The organism is Curtobacterium sp. MCLR17_042, assembly GCF_003234695.1.
In the GTDB taxonomy this organism is placed as follows: domain Bacteria; phylum Actinomycetota; class Actinomycetes; order Actinomycetales; family Microbacteriaceae; genus Curtobacterium; species Curtobacterium flaccumfaciens.
Map to the genome: position 1 here is coordinate 19,095 of NZ_QKTD01000011.1, position 16,838 is coordinate 35,932.

Genomic DNA, 16,838 nt, shown 5'->3' on the forward strand with positions numbered 1-16,838 from the left:
TAACCCGCCGACGAAGCGGTACCGCTGGCGTACCGTTGGTCGGGCGATGGCCACGACGGGGAACGACTCATTCGACTTCCGGTCCGTCCTGCTGTCCGGGTTCCTGCCCGCTGCGCTCTTCGCGATCGGCGAGGGCGCGATCATCCCGATCATCCCGATCGCGGCCGACTCGCTCGGTGCCAGCCTGGCGTTCGCGGGCTTCGTCGCCTCGCTCATCCTGGTCGGCGAGCTCATCGGCGATGTGCCGTCCGGCATCGTCGTCGCCCGCATCGGCGAGCGGAACGCGATGATCGGCGCCGCGCTCGTGTCCGTGGTCGGGCTCGTCGTCGCCACGACGGCCGCGAACGCCTGGGTCCTGGCGCTCGGGGTGTTCCTGGTCGGTGTCTCCACCGCGGTGTTCGCCCTCGCCCGGCACGCCTACATGACCACCGCGATCCCCCTGCGGATCCGGGCCCGGGCGCTGTCGAGCCTGGGTGGCGTCTTCCGCTTCGGCTACTTCGTCGGCCCGTTCATCGCCGCCGGCGTCATCCACCTGACCGGCACCACCAGCAGCGCCTTCTGGATCCACGTCGTCTGCTGCCTGGCGGCGGCGACCGTGCTCCTGGTGCTGCGCGACCCCGCGACGGGCACACGCGGTCTGCGGTTGCCGCCACGGGCCTCCCGGCTGTCGACCGACCACGCGACGGACGCGAGCGACCAACCGACCGAACCGCCTGCCGACACCGGCGCGCAGTTCGTCCAGCAGGAGGCGCAGGGCCTCTTCCGCACCATCCGCGCGAACGGGGCGGTCCTGCTGCGGCTCGGCAGCGGCGCCGGCCTGATCGGTGCGATGCGCGCCGGGCGGCAGGTGATCCTGCCGCTCTGGGCGGTGAGCGTCGGTCTCGACGACTCGACCGCGGCCCTCGTGATCGGCATCGCCGGAGCAGTCGACTTCGCGCTGTTCTACACGAGCGGGCAGATCATGGACCGGTGGGGACGGCTCGCGAGCGCGCTGCCCTGCATGCTCGGCCTGAGCATCAGCTACTTCCTGCTCGCCTGGAGCGGCCACCTGGACGCCAGGGTCGGCTGGTTCGTCGCGATCGCGATGGGCATGTCCCTGGCCAACGGGGTCGGCTCCGGCATCCTCATGACGCTCGGCGCGGACCTCGCGCCGCGCGACGCCCCGGCACCGTTCCTGGGGGCCTGGCGGTTCACCGGCGACTTCGGGTCGGCGGCCGCACCGCTCCTCATCTCCGGCGTGACCGCCGTCGCGTCCATCGCCGTCGCGAGCGGGGTGATGGGCGTGCTCGGCCTGGTCGGCGCGGGCATCCTGCTCCGGTACGTGCCCCGGTACCTGCCGCGTCCGCTGCGCTGACGCGCTGCCGTCCCGTGCGAGGTTCCGTACTCGGTGGCACTCGGCCCACCCCGCACCACGTCCGGTTCCTCGCACCGGGTCACGGAGTGCGCACGGTGCGTCCCACGGCCTGGAGGCCCGGCGCACGTCCGCCCCGCACCCCGCGCTCGGTAGACTGCCGCTGCTCGCGGGAGTGGTGGAATCGGTAGACACGCAGGATTTAGGTTCCTGTGCCCCAGGCGTGAGGGTTCGAGTCCCTCCTTCCGCACCGAGTCCCTCCTGGCGCACCGTTGCGGTCATCCGCACGCCTCGTGCAGGTCAACCCTGCGAGGGATGGCCCGGTCACTTCCGGGCGGTACCCTCATCCCGCGGGAGTCCTCCCCGTGACTCCCGCTCCACGACCGGAAGAACCATGCACTCCGTCGCACTCGCCCTGATCCCGTGGCTCGATCCGCAGTACATCCTCGACCACTTCGGGGCCATCGCCGTGCTCGTGGTCTGCGCGATCGTGTTCGCCGAGACCGGTCTGCTCATCGGCTTCATCTTCCCGGGCGACAGCCTGCTGGTCATCACCGGCCTGTTCGCCTTCGACCGCGGTGGCGAGATCGGCGGCATCCCGATCTGGGTCGCGGCGCTGATGATCGGCGCGGCCGCGTTCCTCGGCGGTGAGCTCGGGTACTACATCGGCAAGAAGGCCGGGCCACCGATCTTCGAGCGGAAGGACAGCGGGCTCTTCTCGAAGGCGAACGTCGAGCGCACCAACGCGTTCTTCCACCGCTTCGGCCCCCTGGCCGTGATCCTGGCGCGCTTCGTGCCGGTCGTCCGCACCTTCGCCCCGATCGCGGCGGGCGTCGGCCGGATGGACTACAAGAAGTACTCGCTCTACAACGCGATCGGCGCCGTGGTCTGGGGCGTCGGCGTGACGTTCCTCGGGTACTTCATCGGGCACATCCCGTTCGTGGCGCACATCGTCCGCGAGTACATCGACATCATCCTGCTCGCCGCGGTCGTCGTGACCGTCGTGCCGATGGCGCTGACGTACCTGCGCAACGCCCGCAAGGCGAAGCACACGAACGAGGCCGAGGCCACCACGGCCCCGACCGTCGACCCGACGCTCTAGCGCCCTGCACAACCGAAGTCGCCCCGGACCACGTGATCACGTGGTTCGGGGCGACTTCGGTTGTGCGGAACGAAGAGAGCGCCGGCGCTCAGACGCCGAAGTGCTCCCGCACGATCGGCGCGATGCCCCGGAACGCCTTGCTGCGGTGCGACAGGGCGTTCTTCTCGTCGCGGGTGAGCTCCGCCGACGAGCGGTCGGCGTCGTCCGGCCGGAACACCGGGTCGTAGCCGTGGCCGCCGTCACCGACGGGCTCGGTCAGCACCTCGCCGTTCCAGACGGCCTCGACGACGTGCTCCTGACCGTCGGGCGTCACGAAGGCGGCAGCGCACACGAACGCGGCGGTCCGCTCGACGACACCCTGCAGGTTCGTGAGCAGCAGCGCGATGTTGTCCGCGTCCGAGCGGGTACCGGCGTAGCGGGCCGAGTGGATGCCCGGTGCCCCGCCGAGGGCGTCGACCGCGATCCCGGAGTCGTCGGCGAGCGCCGGCAGCCCGGTGTGCGCGACGGCGGCACGCGCCTTGATCAGGGCGTTCGCGGCGTAGCTGTCGCCGTCCTCGACCGGCTCGGGGCCGTCGTACCCGACGAGTTCGACGCCCTCGCCCAGCGCCGACCCGAGGATCTCGCGCAGCTCGACGACCTTGCCCTGGTTGTGGGTGGCCAGCACCACCTCGCGGGACGTCACGCCAGACCCAGGACCGAACGCTGGATCGCCGCGAGCGACTGGTTGCCGGCCAGGCCGAGGTCGAGCAGGACGTTCAGCTCGTCACGGTCGAACGGCGCGTGTTCGGCGGTGCCCTGCACCTCGATGAACTTGCCCGACCCCGTCGTGACGATGTTCATGTCGGTGTCCGCGGCGGAGTCCTCGGTGTAGGCCAGGTCGAGCATCGGCTCCCCCTTGACGATGCCGACCGAGATCGCCTGCACGCTGTCGGTGAGCGGGGTGGCCTTCTTCGCGATGAAGCCCTTGGCGCGGCCCCACTCGATCGCGTCGGCCATCGCCACGTACGCGCCCGTGATCGACGCCGTGCGGGTGCCGCCGTCGGCCTGCAGCACGTCGCAGTCGATGACCAGGGTGTTCTCGCCCAGGGCCTTCGTGTCGACGACGGCGCGGAGCGAACGACCGATGAGGCGGGAGATCTCGTGGGTGCGGCCGCCGACCTTGCCCTTGATGGACTCGCGCTGCATGCGCTCGTTGGTCGACCGCGGCAGCATCGAGTACTCGGCGGTGACCCACCCGGTGCCCTTGCCGGCGAGCCAGCGGGGCACGCCGTTCGTGAACGACGCGGTGCAGAGCACCTTGGTGTTGCCGAAGGAGATGAGCGCGCTGCCCTCGGCCTGCGTGCTCCACCCCCGCTCGATGGTGACGGGACGGTGGTCGGAGGCGGTGCGGCCGTCGACGCGGAGGTTGTCGGTCATGGGGTCCTTTCGGTGCGGGGCAGCGTGATGGCCCCCGTCTGGAGGTGGCCGACGCTCGAGACCTCGGGACCGAGGAAGCGCCGGGCGAGCCGGATGAAGCCGTTCTTGTCGTCGCCCGTCGCCTCGAACGAGTAGGTCGGGGCGGTGGTCGCGGCGCGCTCGAGCCCGTGCTCCACGAGCCGGCGGTAGACGTCGTTCGCGGTCTCCTCGGCGCTGGAGACGAGCGTGACCTCCGGACCCATGACGAACTGGATCGCGGCGGACATGAGCGGGTAGTGGGTGCAGCCGAGCACGAGGGTGTCGACGTCGGCGGCACGGATCGGGTCGAGGTAGCCGGCCGCGATCTCGCGCAGGGACGGCGACGAGGTGTCCCCGGCCTCGACGAACTCGACGAACCGGGGGCACGCGGCGGTGGTCAGCGTGACGTCGGCGGCGACCGCGAAGGCGTCCTCGTAGGCGCGCGACGCGATGGTGCCGACGGTGCCGATCACCCCGACGCGACCGGTGCGGGTCTGCTTGACGGCGGCGCGGGCCGCGGGCTGGATGACCTCGACGACGGGGATGCCGTACGCCTGCTCGTACCGTTCGCGGGCGTCGCGGAGCACGGCGGAGGACGCGGTGTTGCACGCGATCACCAGCGCCTTGACGCCCTGCTCGACCAGGTCGTCCATGACCTCGAGCGCGTAGCGGCGGACGTCGGCGATGGGCTTCGGGCCGTAGGGCGAGTGCACGGTGTCGCCGACGTACCGGATGCTCTCGCGCGGGAGCTGGTCGATGATGGCGCGGGCCACGGTGAGGCCGCCGACCCCGCTGTCGAAGACTCCGATCGGTGCATCCGTCACGGCACCAGCGTACCGACGCCCGCCGACCAGCACCGACGCGACCACGCGCGCCACGCAGGCCGGGCGCACGGGGTGATCCGGGCCTCCCCACCGGTACGTCACTAGTGTCGGAGACGTGACCAGCGCGCTCCTCACCGACCAGTACGAGCTCACCATGGTGGACGCCGCCCTGAAGGACGGCACCGCCGACCGCCGATGCGTCTTCGAGGTGTTCGCCCGGCGGCTGCCGGACGGCCGCCGCTACGGCGTCGCGGCCGGGCTCGGACGCTTCCTCACCGCCCTCGGCGACTTCCGCTTCGGCGACGAGGAGATCGGGTTCCTGCGCGACCGCGGCGTCATCGACGCCGGCACCGCCTCGTGGCTCGCCGACTACCGGTTCAGCGGTGACGTCCGCGCCTACCGGGAGGGTGAGGTCTACTTCCCGAACTCCCCCATCCTGCAGATCGAGGGCACCTTCGCCGAGGCCGTCGTGCTCGAGACCCTCGCCCTGAGCATCTTCAACGCGGACTCCGCGATCGCCTCGGCCGCCGCCCGCATGGTGTCCGCCGCCGACGGCCGCCCGCTCGCCGAGATGGGCTCCCGCCGCACCGGCGAGTGGAACGCCGTCGCCGCAGCCCGTGCCGCGTACATCGCCGGCTTCGGCGCGACGAGCAACCTCGAGGCCGGGCGCACCTGGGGCATCCCCACGATGGGCACCGCCGCGCACGCCTTCACGCTGCTGCACGACTCCGAGGAGCAGGCGTTCCGGTCGCAGCTCGACGCGCTCGGCAACGGCACGACCCTGCTCGTCGACACCTACGACATCGAGGCCGCGGTCGAGACGGCCGTCCGGCTCACCGACGGCAAGCTCGGCGGCGTCCGGATCGACAGCGGCGACCTGCCGTCCGTCGTCGCCGCCGTGCGTGCGCAGCTCGACCGCCTCGGCGCGACGGGAACGAAGATCACGGTGACGAACGACCTCGACGAGTACACGATCGCCGCGCTCCGGGCCGCCCCGGTCGACTCGTACGGCGTCGGCACCTCGGTCGTCTCCGGCTCGGGGCACCCGGCCGCCGGCATGGTGTTCAAGCTCGTCGCGCACCGGGACGCGGACGGCGGCGACTGGGTGCCCGTCGCCAAGAAGTCGGCCGACAAGGCGTCGATCGGCGGCCGGAAGGAGGCGGGCCGACGACTCCGCAACGGCGTCGCCACCGCCGAGATCGTGCTCACGGGTGCGCAGGTCGGCCCGGACGAGCGGCCGCTGCTGGTCCCCGTGGTCACCGGCGGCGAGGTCGACCCGGCGTTCCTCGGCACACAGGGTGTCGAGGCCGCACGCGCGCACCACAAGCGCGCGAAGGCGGAGCTGCCCGCCGACGCGTCGCGCATCGGGCGCGGCGACCCCGCCATCCCCACCCTCGTGATCTAGGGCGCGCGCGCGTCGCGTGGCGACGCTTCGTGAGCAGAAGAGGTCGGGTGTCCGGGGGCGACCCGACCTCTTCTGCTCACGATGTGCGGTCAGCTGACGCAGACGACGGACGGGAGGCCCGTGGCGGCGTCGCCACGGGCCTCCCGTCCGTCTGTCGGTCGCGTCTACTCGGACTTCATCTTCTCGTAGATGGCCTTGCAGTCCGGGCAGACCGGGAACTTCTCCGGGTCGCGACCCGGGATCCACTTCTTGCCACACAGGGCCTTGACCGGCTTGCCGGACAGGGCCGACTGCAGGATCTTGTCCTTCTTGACGTAGTGCGAGAACCGCTCGTGGTCACCGGGTTCGATCGCTTCGTCTTCGAGGAGCTTCTCGAGCTCCCGGTCCATCACGTCGAGGCCGCCGCCTGGTTCCGTCATGCTCATGGGTCCAGGGTACGACGGTCCGCCCTCGGGCGCGCCGCTCGTCCGCGCTGGGCGATCGTCACGCGGAGTCGCTCGGTGCTCGGTGCGCTGCGCCGCTCGTTGCGCTGTGCCGCTCGTTGCGCTGTGCCGCTAGTTGCGCTGTGCCGCGGCGAGCAGGTCGGGGCCGCGGCGGTCGAACAGGCGTCCGCCGGCGGAGACACCGATCACGAGCACGACGGCACCGACCCCGATGCCCACCAGGAGCGTCAGCACCGACCAGGGCTCCGGACCCTGCACGACGGCGAGCACCGCGAGACAGGCTGCGGGGACCGTGCAGAGCACGATGCCGATCACCATGGACGCCTGCGCGACCGTGGCGGTGACGCCGGCGGCCTGCGGCTGCTGGAAGGGGTGGTCGCCCGGGCGCACCGTCGGGTAGGGCATGAGCACGGACAGGACGCTCGACAACCCGAGCCCGGACAGCAGCGCGCTCGCACTCACGCCGATGAGCAGCGGGAACGCCGCCCAGTCTCCGAACAGCCGGGCGGACAGTGCGGCCCCGGCGACGATCGCGGGCGCCCCCACGACCAGCACGGGCACGACACGGCCGAGCCGGTCGCTCCACCCGGGCGCACCCGAGGCGACGTGCAGCCACACGGCGGTGTTGTCGTACGAGACGTCGTTGTGCGGCAGGAACCCGGCGATCAGCGCCATCAGCGGCAGCGGCACGAGGGCGGTCCACTGCCACGGCACACCGGCGACACCGAGCGGGATGACGACGATCGGCACGAGCAGGATGATCAGGTACGACGTGCGGTACCGCGGGTCGCGGACCCAGTAGGTGAGCGCCCGGGCGGCGACGGCCGACACCGGGGCCGAACCGAACCGGTCGAACCAGCCCAGGCCCTGGTAGCGGCGGGTGCGGGCGCGGTCGTCGACGGTCTCGAGCGCACGGCCGACGAGTGCCCACCACGCCCAGGCGAGGAGCGCGACGACGGCGACCGCGACGAGGAGCTTCAGGACACCCGCGCCGACGTGGCCGCTCGCGACCTCGGCGGGCACGGCCCACGCGGCACCCCACGGGGTCCACCCGGCGACGTCCGCGACGCGCTGCATCTCCGCGCCCTGCGGGTCGAGCCAGTCGACGCGGAGCAGCAGCGCCACCGTCGGGATCGAGAGCGCGATGATGACCAAGGCCACCAGCCACCCGGCGTCGCGGGAGCGGTCCGGCCCGATCAGCCGGGAGCCGACGGTGCAGCAGACCCGGATGAGGAGCGCGCACGTGGCGACGCCGAGGAGCCCGCCGAGCACCGCGAGCAGCCCGAGACCGGGGTCACGGGCCCAGGCGACGACCTGGCCGACCGCGACGACCACCACACCGATCACCGGGATGCCGACGAGGCCGGCGACGACGAGTCCGATCGCCAGGCGACGGCGCTCGATGCCGAACACCGCGAAGCGCCGCGGGTGGAGCTGGTCGCTCCGGCCGACGACGAGCGGCACGACCGTGAACCCGAAGGTGATCAGGGTACCGACGGGCACGATGACGGCACGCGCGACGTCCGGGTCGGCGTCACCGAGGGCGATGGTCTGCGACGCGACGAACACGGCGGCGAGGAGTCCGACGAGGCTCCCGAGCACGACGGCGACGGACCGGCGGGCGGTGCCGCGGACCTCGCCAGCGAGCAGGTCCGCCCTCAGCCGGAGAAGCTGTGCAACCATTCCATGCTCTCCGCGACGACACGACCGCCGGCGAGTTCGACGAACTTGTCCTCGAGGCTCTTGCGCCCGCGGACCTGGGCCATGGTGCCGGACGCCAGGACCTTGCCGCCGACGATGATGGCGACCGAGTCACAGGTGCGCTGCACGAGCTCCATCGAGTGGCTGGACAGCACGACCGTGCCACCGCCCCTGGTGTACCGGCGCAGGATGTCCGTGATCGTCGCCGCGCTCACCGGGTCGACCGACTCGAACGGTTCGTCGAGCACGAGCACCCGCGGCGAGTGGATCAGGGTCGCGGCCAGGGCGATCTTCTTCGCCATGCCGACGGAGTAGTCGGCGACCTGGCGGCCCAGCGCCTCGCCCAGCCCGAAGGCCTCGGCGAGGTCGGCGCTGCGCTTCCGGGCGGTGGCCCCGTCGAGCCCGCGGAGCGTGGCCGAGTAGTAGAGGAGCTGCGCGCCGGTCAGCCGGTCGAACAGGCGGAGCCGGTCCGGCAGCACACCGAGACTGCGCTTCGCCGCCGTCGGGTCGGCCCAGACGTCGTGGTCGAGCACCGTCACCGAGCCGGCGTCGGGGCGCAGCAGTCCGGTGATCATGGAGAGGGTCGTCGTCTTGCCGGCGCCGTTCGGGCCGACCACGCCGAAGATGGAGCCCTGCCGGATCTCGAGGTCGACCTCGTCGACGGCCAGGGTCTGCCCGTAGCGCTTGACCAGGCCGCTCGCCGCGAGGACGACGGGCTGGAGCGTCTGCGGCTGCTTCGGGGCGGCGGTGCGGGGCGCACGCTTCTTCGTCGCAGGCGGGGCTGCGGCGGTCATCCGCTCGGCGTCGTCGGTCGCGTCGTCCGCGTCGGTCGGGACGGGAGGCGCGGCGTCGGTCCGCGGGGCGGCCTTCGTCGGGCGCTTGGTGCGTCCCTTGCCGTTGCGCGCCTTCGCGGGGCGGGGCGCTGCGGCCGTCGTGTCGTCGGTGCGGTTGTCCGTCGTCGCGTCGTCCGTGCGGGTCTCGGTCGTCGCGTCGGTGCCGGGCGTCGCGTCGGTGCCGGTCGTCGCGTCGTCCGATTGGGTCGCAGTCGTCGCGTCGGTGCGGACGGCCGTCCCGTCGGTCATCGCGTCATCAGTGGCGGCGTCGTCCGCATCAGTGTCCCCCGTGTCGTCGTCGGCTGCGTCGTCCTCAGCAGCCGCGGCGGTGTCCGCGTCGTCGGCGTCCCCCGCCTCGGTCATCCAGGCAGCGTCGGCCGTGGCGTACACGTCCTCGTTCTCTGCTCGCGCTGGCATCGACCCACCGTACCAACGCTCTCCGACCGTCGGGAACCGTCTCGGCCAGGGTCACGAATTGAGTACGAAGCACGCAGACCCGTACCCCGCGAGGGGGTGTTTCCGTATCATTCACCAGGGCACGAAGGAGTGTTCACCACTTGGAAACCTGCTCCAGCAGGCGATCCCGGCAGCCTCCTCGCTGCGACGACCACGTCGACGCGACCGGTTCTCGGGCAACTCGGACGTTGGAAGCGCAGACTCGACGAGGCCCGCCCGTACCCCAGGGTGCGCGGGCGGACACCAGAAGGGACCAGCATGACCACGCAGATCGTGATCCTCGCAGCGGGGATGGGCAGCCGTCTCGGCCGCAGCCTGCCGAAGCCGCTCACGGAGCTCAGTGACGGCCGCACCATCATGCAGCAGCAGTTCGACAACATCCGCGCCGCGTTCGGTTCGAGCGCCCGCGTGACGATCGTCGTCGGCTACAAGTCGGAGCACATCGTCGAGGCGTTCCCCGAAGCGAACTTCGTCTACAACGAGTCCTACGACTCCACCAACACCTCGAAGAGCCTGCTGCGCGCCCTCAAGGCCACCGGCAAGAGCGGTGTCCTCTGGATGAACGGCGACGTGGTCTTCGACCCGATGGCGCTCGTCCGTGCGGCCGACATGATCGACGAGGGCCGTTCCTTCGTCAGCGTCAACACCGACAAGGTCTCCGACGAAGAGGTCAAGTACACCGTCGACGCCGAGGGCTTCATCCACAAGCTCTCCAAGCAGGTCGTCGGGGGTCTCGGCGAAGCCGTCGGCATCAACTACGTCTCCGCCGCCGACAAGCAGGCCCTCATCCGCCAGCTCGGGCGCGTCGACGACCAGGAGTACTTCGAGGGCGGCATCGAAGCTGCCATCGCCGAGGACGGGCTACGCTGGACGCCGATCGACATCTCCGACCTGTACGCGGTCGAGATCGACTTCGCCGAGGACCTCGAGCGCGCGAACAACCTGTTCGCCTGAACCACCGTCAGGACCCCCTCGGCGGTTCCGCCCGGAGGGAAACCGTGACGACAGCGAGTGCGCCGACCGCGCCCGTGGCTCCCGCACCCGCGAAGGCCCGGAGCGCCGGTCGGCGCTATCGCCAGGCCCTGTGGTTGCTGACCGTCCGCGACCTCCGGGTCCGCTACTCGACGTCGGCGCTCGGCTACGTGTGGTCGATCCTCGACCCGCTCGTGATGTCGGGGATCTACTGGTTCGTCTTCACGCAGGTCTTCCACCGCGGCTCGGTCGGTGAGGATCCGTACATCGTGTTCCTGCTGTCCGCGCTGCTGCCGTGGATGTGGTTCACCGGCGGCGTCTCGGACTCCACCCGGGCGTTCATCAAGGAATCGAAGCTCATCCGTTCGACCACCATCCCCCGCACCATCTGGGTGGCACGGATCATCGCGTCGAAGGGCATCGAGTTCCTGCTGAGCCTGCCGGTCCTGGCGGCCTTCGCGATCGCGACGGGTGCCCACCTGCACTGGCAGGTCGTGTTCTTCCCGCTGGCGATCGTGCTGCAGTGCGCGCTGGTCTACGGCCTGGGCCTCATCGTCGCCCCGCTGGTGGTCTTCTTCCGTGACCTCGAGCGCGCCACCAAGCTGGTGCTGCGGTTCCTGTTCTACGCGTCCCCGATCATCTACGGCACGCACGCGCTGCCGTCCGCCCTGCGCGACATCGCCGCGATCAACCCGCTCACCGGCATCTTCGGCATGTACCGCGCGGCGTTCTTCCCCGGCCAGCTCGACTGGCTCGAGGTCGGCGCCTCGGTGGTCGTGACCGGCATCGTCCTGGTGATCGGCTTCGCGGTGTTCCGCCGCAGCGAGCACCGCGTGCTGAAGGAGCTGTGATGACCGCGACCGACCAGACCCGTCGCACCGAGACCGTCGCACCGGTCATCTCGGTGCGCGACGCCGGCATCTGCTTCAAGCGCAACCGTCGCGCGAGCCGGAACTTCAAGGACCTGTTCGCCGGACGCGGGCGCCGCAAGCGTGCCGATGAGTTCTGGGCGCTCCGCAACGTGTCGTTCGACGTCCGCCCGGGCGAGGCGATCGGCGTCGTGGGGCGGAACGGCCAGGGCAAGTCGACCCTGCTGAAGCTCGTGGCCCAGGTCATGCTGCCCGACGAGGGCCGCGTCGACGTGGGTGCCGGCGTCGCCCCGCTCATCGAGATCACCGGTGGCTTCGTCGGGGACCTCACGGTGCGCGACAACGTGTACCTGACTGCGGGCCTGCACGGCATGTCGCGGGCCGAGATCCGCGACGCCTTCGACGAGATCATCGACTTCGCCGAGATCGCCGACTTCGTGGACACCCCCTACAAGCACCTGTCGAGCGGCATGAAGGTCCGCATCGCGTTCGCGGTGATCTCGCGGCTCGACGAGCCGGTCATCCTGGTCGACGAGGTGCTGGCGGTGGGCGACAAGGCCTTCCGCGAGAAGTGCTACAAGCGGATCGAGCAGCTCCTGGCCGGCGGCCGGACGCTGTTCTTCGTCTCCCACAGCGACAAGGACCTCCGTCGTTTCTGCGACCGGGGGCTCTACCTCGACAAGGGTCGTCTGCAGCTCGACGGCACCATCGAGGCCGCGCTGGCCCGGTACGCGGCCGACTACGGCTCCTGACCGGCCGGGGTACTCCCCCTGCACCAACACCGGTATCGCTGGCTCCCTCCACAGCCCCGGCCCTCGTGTGCGCCCCCGGGGTCCCGCCGTCGGACCCTCCCCCTAACGTTCCACCCATGCACCACCCACCAACCGCGTACGCCGTCCCGTTCGCCGTCGACCGATCGCACGCACCGCGTCGGTACGACCTCGTCAACACCGGCCCCGAGCCGGTCGACGGGCTCTCCCTCACCCATCTGGGCAACGGCTACTGCCCGCCGCTCGCGGTGCGCCGCCTCGACCCGGGCAGGTCGTTGTCGCTGGCGGTGTTCGGCGCCGACCCCGAGGACACGGGGGTCGTCATCGTGCGGTGGCGTCGGCCCGACCGGTCCGAGTACCTCTGGCGGATGTCACTCGTCGGGCCGGGGCTCCAGCCGTGACCCTGCCCCGACCTGCGCCACGGAGCAACCGGGGTGACGACCGGCCGTCAGCGCCCGTCGCGTTCGGCCGCGACGGTCCGCCACCGCTCGAGCAGCCACTCCACTGCCTCGTGGAACCGCTCGGTGGCGGCACCCGGGGTCGTGTCGCCGAAGTACCGTGCGACCCAGTGCTGCAGGCGTGCGAGCTCCTCGGCGTCGCTCGCGGCCGCGTCGACCCGGGCGAGCACCGACGGGGCGTCCGCCGCGGTCAGCCAGTTCGCGTCGCTCAGGTAGCCCCGCTCGTCGACGTCGGCCTCGGGCGAGACCGGCCGCGTGACGATGAGCGGCTTGCCGACCGCCAGCCGGTCGTAGATCATCGCGCTGATGTCCGTGATCGCGACGTCAGCGTCCGCCAGCTGCCAGCCGAGGTCACCGCCGTCGTCGTACAGGTGGTGCGCGGCGGGATCGGCGGCGTTGGCCGCGCTGATCGCCGCCACGATGCGCTCGTGCGCCGCGCGGTACGCCGGGTCGAGCACACCACTGCGCGGGTGCGGGCGGTAGACCAGCCGGTGGCGGGGCGACGCCAGCACCTGCTCGGCGATGACCGTGCCGTGCGACGCGATCGACCCGTACGCTGCGGCACCGCGGTCGCCCTCCCACGTCGGGGCGTAGAGCACGACGGTCCGGTCGTCGTCCGGGTACGGGGCCGCTCCGGCGAAGTGGTCGGCCTGCGGGCGTCCGATCGCGATGGTCCGGGCGTCCAGGTCGTAGTCCCACAGCGCCTCGGCCAGACGATCGCGTGCTGCGTCCCCCGCGATCAGGGCGTAGTCGTACGCCTTGAACTGGTTCGTGGTCATGTACATCTTGTCGCTCTCGCCGTGGTTGACGAAGACGTGCCACATCCGCCCGTACCGCATCATCTGGAAGTTGCGGGCGTTCTGGTTGACGTACAGCACCACCTTCGGCGCCTGGGTGTCGACGAAGTGCTCGAGGTCGACCACCTGCCGGGCGTAGACCGCGGGCACGGGCGACTCGTCGAGCAGGGTCAGCATCGTGCCCGGGCTCCGCGAGACGATCGCCACCGGGTGCGTCTTCGCGAGTTCGGCCAGCGGCGCGTACCACTGGCGCACCTGGTACATGTTGACCGGACCGTCGGCGAAGTACACGGCGATCTCGACCGAACCGGGCGCCGGCTTCGGCGCGGACGGCAGTCGCTGCGCGAGCTGCCGCCGGCTCCGGCGCGACGTCAGGAGTCGCTCGACGAGCCGCAGTGCGGTCCGCAGGTCGCTGATGATCGACATGGTCGTTCTCCGGGTCTGCTCGGGCGGTACGGGGCGGGCGGGTCAGACGACCGGCGGCCGCCCTGCGATGGTCATGCGTGCGACTGTGAGCCAGCCCATCGGGCGGACCGGACCGCAGTCGGTCGTCCATCCTTCGCGGATGCCCCCGAACCAGGTGGCCAGTCGGCGGGGGTGACGCCACCAGCGCGCGATCTGGATCGCGGCCCACGACCCCACGTACAGCGGTCGCAGCACCGCCGGCAGGTTGCGTCGAGCGAGCCACACCCGGTTCCGGGCGTTCAACCGGAAGTACTCGGTGTGCCGCGCCGGGTCGATCGCGGGGTGGTGCGCGACGAGGTCACCGGCGTACCAGGTCCGACGGCCGGCGTCCCACACCCGCCAGGCGAGTTCGATGCCCTCGTGGGCGTAGAAGTACTCGGCACCCCACCCGCCGACGGCCCGGTACACGTCCATCGGCAGCACGACGGCGCCTTCCCAGACCGAGAAGACCGGCGACGAATGGTCCGGCTCGCCCTTCCGGATCCGCGGCACCCACCGGCGGGGGTTCGCGGCGCCAGTGGGGTCGACGACCCGCGGCTGCACGAGGCCGAGCGACGGATCGTGCTCGAACACCGCGATCGCGTCGCGCAGGAACGTCGGCGACGGCACCGACGCATCGTCGTCGAGGAAGAACACGTAGTCGCCGTCGACGACCTCGGCCCCGGCGTTGCGCCCGGCCGGGATCCCGACGTTCTCGGGCAGGGCCAGCGCCCGAACGCCGTCCGGCAGCCCGGTCGGCGCCCAGCCGTTGCCGACGCAGACGACGTCGAGCTCGACGTCCTGCTGCGCGAGCACGCTGTCCAGCCCGCGGCGCAGGTCGTCCGGCCGGGTGCCCTGCGACAGGCTCACGACGGCGACGCGCGGTCGTCCGCGGTGCACCACCGCGTGGCGGCGCAGCGTTCCGGGCACGGTCGTGTCCTCGGTCACGCCTTGACCCGCTTCGAGGCGATGATCGCCAGGAAGTGCCCGACCGTCGCGAGCACGGCGAGCGGCAACAGCGCACCGACCAGGATCCGGCTGGCGAGCGGGTCGCCGATCACCAGGGCGAGCAGGGCGAAGACGAACGCGAGCATGCTCAGCTCGACCGAGTGGTACAGGCGGTGGAACGGCAGGAACTTCGCCAGACGGCGGAGCGATGCGAGCTTCCGACCCGACGGCGCGGTGGAGGCGTCCCGTCGGTCGACGAGCTTGTCGAGCCCGGCGTTCGCGCGGGCCACGTGCACCATGTCGTTGAGGGCCTTGTTCAGCACGATGACCAGTCCGAGTGCGCAGCCGATCGTGGTCCACATCCAGTCGGCGTCGTGGATCGGCCAGGTGGCTGCCCGGATGCCGAGCGCGACCGGGATCAGGCCCTCGGTCGTGTAGTGCCCCACCTTGTCGAGGAACACCCCGGCGGGCGACTTGGTGCCGCGCCACCGGGCGACCTCGCCGTCGGAGCAGTCGACGAGCATCTGCAGCTGGCCGAGCACGAGCGCCAGCACGGCGCCCCAGATGCCGGGGATGAGCAGGGCGGCGGCGACGCTCCAACCCACCAGGATCATCAGGCCGGTGACCTGGTTCGCGCTGACACGGGTCTTCAGGAGCACCCAGGTCAGGTACGGCGAGACGTCACGCAGGTACAGCGAGGCCGTCCAGTGCTCGGCGTTGGCGCGGGCACGGACCTCGTCCGGCTGGGCGACGGCCCGGAGCTCGGCGATCGAGGTCGGCCGTGCGGATCCGCGGCCGGTCGTGGGCTGGTCGGTCATTCGGTCACCGTCCCGTGTGGGTGGTCAGCTCGGACGTGCGGGTCAGGAACCCGATGATGAACCCGAGCCCCCAGCCCACGTGGATGCAGGGCAGCACGACGAGCAGCCAGAGGAGCGTCGGCAGCCCGGAGCGGCGCGCCACGGCGATCGACCCCAGGACGACGAAGAGCAGGTAGACGACGGGCACCACGAACCCGAGCAGCGCCCAGGCGAGCGGCGTGCCGAGCACTGCGCCGACGATGCCGACGAGCCCGGCGACGATGCCCAGTGCCATCGCCGCCACCATGGCCGGCGGCACGAAGTAGCGCAGGCCGTTGTTCGCCGGGAACCGACGGGCGAGCTCGCCGCGCCAGAGTCCGGTGGCGACGAACTGCCGCACCAGGCGCTTCAGGCTCGGCCGCGGGCGGTACGTGACGACGAGTTCGGGCGTGAACCAGACGGTCCCACCGGTCTGGCGCAGCCGCCGGTTGAGTTCCCAGTCCTGTCCGCGCTTGATGCCCTCGTCGAAGAGTCCGACGTCGAACAGCCGCTCGCGTCGGAACACGCCGAGGTAGGCGGTCTCGGCCGGGCCCGCGGTGCCGCCGACGTGGTGCGGCGTGCCACCGAGCCCGACACGGCTGCCGTAGGCCAGGGCGACGGCCCGCTCGAAGGGGGTCCGGCCCTCGGCGCGCATGATGCCGCCGACGTTGTCCGCACCGGACTCGAGGAGCGTGTGCACCGCGATGCGCGTGTAGTCGGTCGGCAGGACCGAGTGCGCGTCGACCCGGATGACGACCGGGTGCACGGACGCACGGATCGCCACGTTCAGCCCGGCGGGCGTCGACCCGACGGGGTTGTCGATCGCGCGGATCCGGGGGTCGGCAGCGCTCATCTCGGCGACGAGCTCGTTCGTGCCGTCGATCGACGGCCCGAGCGCGAGGATGACCTCGAACGGGCCCGTGTAGTCCTGGTCGAGCAGGCTGCCGACGGCGGCCCGGACCTCGGTGACCTCGTTGAGCACGGGCATCACGTACGAGACGCCCGGCAGGGGCTGTCCGTCTGACTGCATGCGTACCTCGGGGTGCTGGCTGGCGGCACGGGACGCACCGGAGCGGTGCCGCCCCGCAGAGCGACCATGAGCCTATCAAGAGGCCGAACCGCCCACCTGCGTCGACGCGGGACGCGCCCTTGACGGACTGGAGGCCCGGCGCACGTCGTGCCCCGGGCCTCCTGT

The 16,838-nt window shown here is 71.4% G+C and carries 17 protein-coding genes and 1 tRNA gene; 8 read left to right on the plus strand and 10 right to left on the minus strand.

From position 1 onward, the window contains the following. The first annotated feature begins 46 nt into the window (after nt 1-46). The 3 genes from DEJ02_RS11805 (at nt 47) to DEJ02_RS11815 (ending at nt 2,453) form a co-directional block, all read left to right on the plus strand. The gene (locus DEJ02_RS11805; RefSeq protein ID WP_111033214.1) at nt 47-1,354 is read left to right on the plus strand and encodes an MFS transporter; all 1,308 of its coding nucleotides are present in this window, start codon (nt 47-49) and stop codon (nt 1,352-1,354) included. A 166-nt stretch (nt 1,355-1,520) separates the two neighbouring features. Continuing rightward, a tRNA-Leu gene (locus tag DEJ02_RS11810) sits at nt 1,521-1,601 on the plus strand. A 144-nt stretch (nt 1,602-1,745) separates the two neighbouring features. Next, nucleotides 1,746-2,453 carry a DedA family protein gene (locus tag DEJ02_RS11815; RefSeq protein ID WP_027464603.1) on the plus strand — a complete coding sequence of 236 codons (708 nt, stop codon included), beginning with the start codon at nt 1,746-1,748 and terminating at the stop codon, nt 2,451-2,453. A gap of 88 nt (nt 2,454-2,541) precedes the next feature. On the opposite strand, the gene rdgB is transcribed toward DEJ02_RS11815, so the two are convergent. From rdgB to murI, 3 genes are read right to left on the minus strand one after another with little or no spacing between them, the layout of a single operon-like run. Next, entirely contained in the window at nt 2,542-3,135 is a 594-nt protein-coding gene (gene rdgB, locus DEJ02_RS11820; RefSeq protein ID WP_027464602.1) for an RdgB/HAM1 family non-canonical purine NTP pyrophosphatase, read from the minus strand. Next, nucleotides 3,132-3,869 (minus strand): ribonuclease PH, encoded by a 738-nt coding sequence (gene rph, locus DEJ02_RS11825; RefSeq protein WP_111033215.1) that lies wholly within the window; start codon nt 3,867-3,869, stop codon nt 3,132-3,134. Before rph ends, rdgB begins: the two co-directional genes overlap by 4 nt. Next, nucleotides 3,866-4,711: a glutamate racemase gene (gene murI, locus DEJ02_RS11830; protein WP_111033300.1), complete on the minus strand. Its 846-nt coding sequence runs from the start codon at nt 4,709-4,711 to the stop codon at nt 3,866-3,868. The genes rph and murI overlap by 4 nt, the downstream gene beginning before the upstream one ends. A 115-nt stretch (nt 4,712-4,826) precedes the next feature. Between murI and DEJ02_RS11835 the strand changes: the two genes are divergently transcribed. Beyond that, a complete protein-coding gene (locus DEJ02_RS11835; RefSeq protein ID WP_111033216.1) occupies nt 4,827-6,116 on the plus strand; it encodes a nicotinate phosphoribosyltransferase in 1,290 nt (429 codons plus the stop codon). 164 nt (nt 6,117-6,280) lie between these two features. Here DEJ02_RS11835 and DEJ02_RS11840 read toward each other — a convergent pair whose 3' ends face one another. The 3 genes from DEJ02_RS11840 to DEJ02_RS11850 form a co-directional block, all read right to left on the minus strand. Continuing rightward, nucleotides 6,281-6,541, minus strand: coding sequence for a DUF3039 domain-containing protein (locus DEJ02_RS11840; RefSeq protein WP_111033217.1), 261 nt, complete (start codon nt 6,539-6,541; stop codon nt 6,281-6,283). Nucleotides 6,542-6,670: 129 nt separating this feature from the next. Continuing rightward, nucleotides 6,671-8,242, minus strand: a complete 1,572-nt coding sequence (locus DEJ02_RS11845) for an ABC transporter permease (protein ID WP_111033218.1) — start codon at nt 8,240-8,242, stop codon at nt 6,671-6,673. Then, nucleotides 8,218-9,510, minus strand: a complete 1,293-nt coding sequence (locus tag DEJ02_RS11850; protein ID WP_258378725.1) for an ABC transporter ATP-binding protein — start codon at nt 9,508-9,510, stop codon at nt 8,218-8,220. The genes DEJ02_RS11845 and DEJ02_RS11850 overlap by 25 nt, the downstream gene beginning before the upstream one ends. 297 nt (nt 9,511-9,807) lie before the next feature. Between DEJ02_RS11850 and DEJ02_RS11855 the strand changes: the two genes are divergently transcribed. From DEJ02_RS11855 to DEJ02_RS11870, 4 genes are all read left to right on the plus strand, one after another. Beyond that, nucleotides 9,808-10,503, plus strand: coding sequence for an NTP transferase domain-containing protein (locus DEJ02_RS11855; protein WP_017887019.1), 696 nt, complete (start codon nt 9,808-9,810; stop codon nt 10,501-10,503). A gap of 44 nt (nt 10,504-10,547) precedes the next feature. Then, entirely contained in the window at nt 10,548-11,372 is an 825-nt protein-coding gene (locus DEJ02_RS11860; RefSeq protein ID WP_084741093.1) for an ABC transporter permease, read from the plus strand. Beyond that, nucleotides 11,372-12,142, plus strand: a complete 771-nt coding sequence (locus tag DEJ02_RS11865; protein WP_071405446.1) for an ABC transporter ATP-binding protein — start codon at nt 11,372-11,374, stop codon at nt 12,140-12,142. The genes DEJ02_RS11860 and DEJ02_RS11865 overlap by 1 nt, the downstream gene beginning before the upstream one ends. A gap of 116 nt (nt 12,143-12,258) precedes the next feature. Beyond that, the gene (locus DEJ02_RS11870; RefSeq protein ID WP_071405447.1) at nt 12,259-12,561 is read left to right on the plus strand and encodes a hypothetical protein; all 303 of its coding nucleotides are present in this window, start codon (nt 12,259-12,261) and stop codon (nt 12,559-12,561) included. A gap of 47 nt (nt 12,562-12,608) precedes the next feature. On the opposite strand, the gene DEJ02_RS11875 is transcribed toward DEJ02_RS11870, so the two are convergent. The 4 genes from DEJ02_RS11875 to DEJ02_RS11890 are packed head-to-tail and all read right to left on the minus strand — an operon-like array spanning nt 12,609 to nt 16,673. Beyond that, nucleotides 12,609-13,841 (minus strand): CDP-glycerol glycerophosphotransferase family protein, encoded by a 1,233-nt coding sequence (locus tag DEJ02_RS11875; protein ID WP_111022640.1) that lies wholly within the window; start codon nt 13,839-13,841, stop codon nt 12,609-12,611. A gap of 42 nt (nt 13,842-13,883) precedes the next feature. Next, on the minus strand, nt 13,884-14,759 hold the full coding sequence (locus DEJ02_RS11880) for a glycosyltransferase family 2 protein (protein ID WP_111033302.1): 876 nt from the start codon (nt 14,757-14,759) through the stop codon (nt 13,884-13,886). A 44-nt stretch (nt 14,760-14,803) separates the two neighbouring features. Beyond that, the gene (locus tag DEJ02_RS11885; protein WP_111033219.1) at nt 14,804-15,625 is read right to left on the minus strand and encodes a CDP-alcohol phosphatidyltransferase family protein; all 822 of its coding nucleotides are present in this window, start codon (nt 15,623-15,625) and stop codon (nt 14,804-14,806) included. Nucleotides 15,626-15,629: 4 nt separating this feature from the next. Beyond that, nucleotides 15,630-16,673 carry a glycosyltransferase family 2 protein gene (locus DEJ02_RS11890; protein WP_071405450.1) on the minus strand — a complete coding sequence of 348 codons (1,044 nt, stop codon included), beginning with the start codon at nt 16,671-16,673 and terminating at the stop codon, nt 15,630-15,632. Nucleotides 16,674-16,838 lie beyond the last annotated feature (165 nt).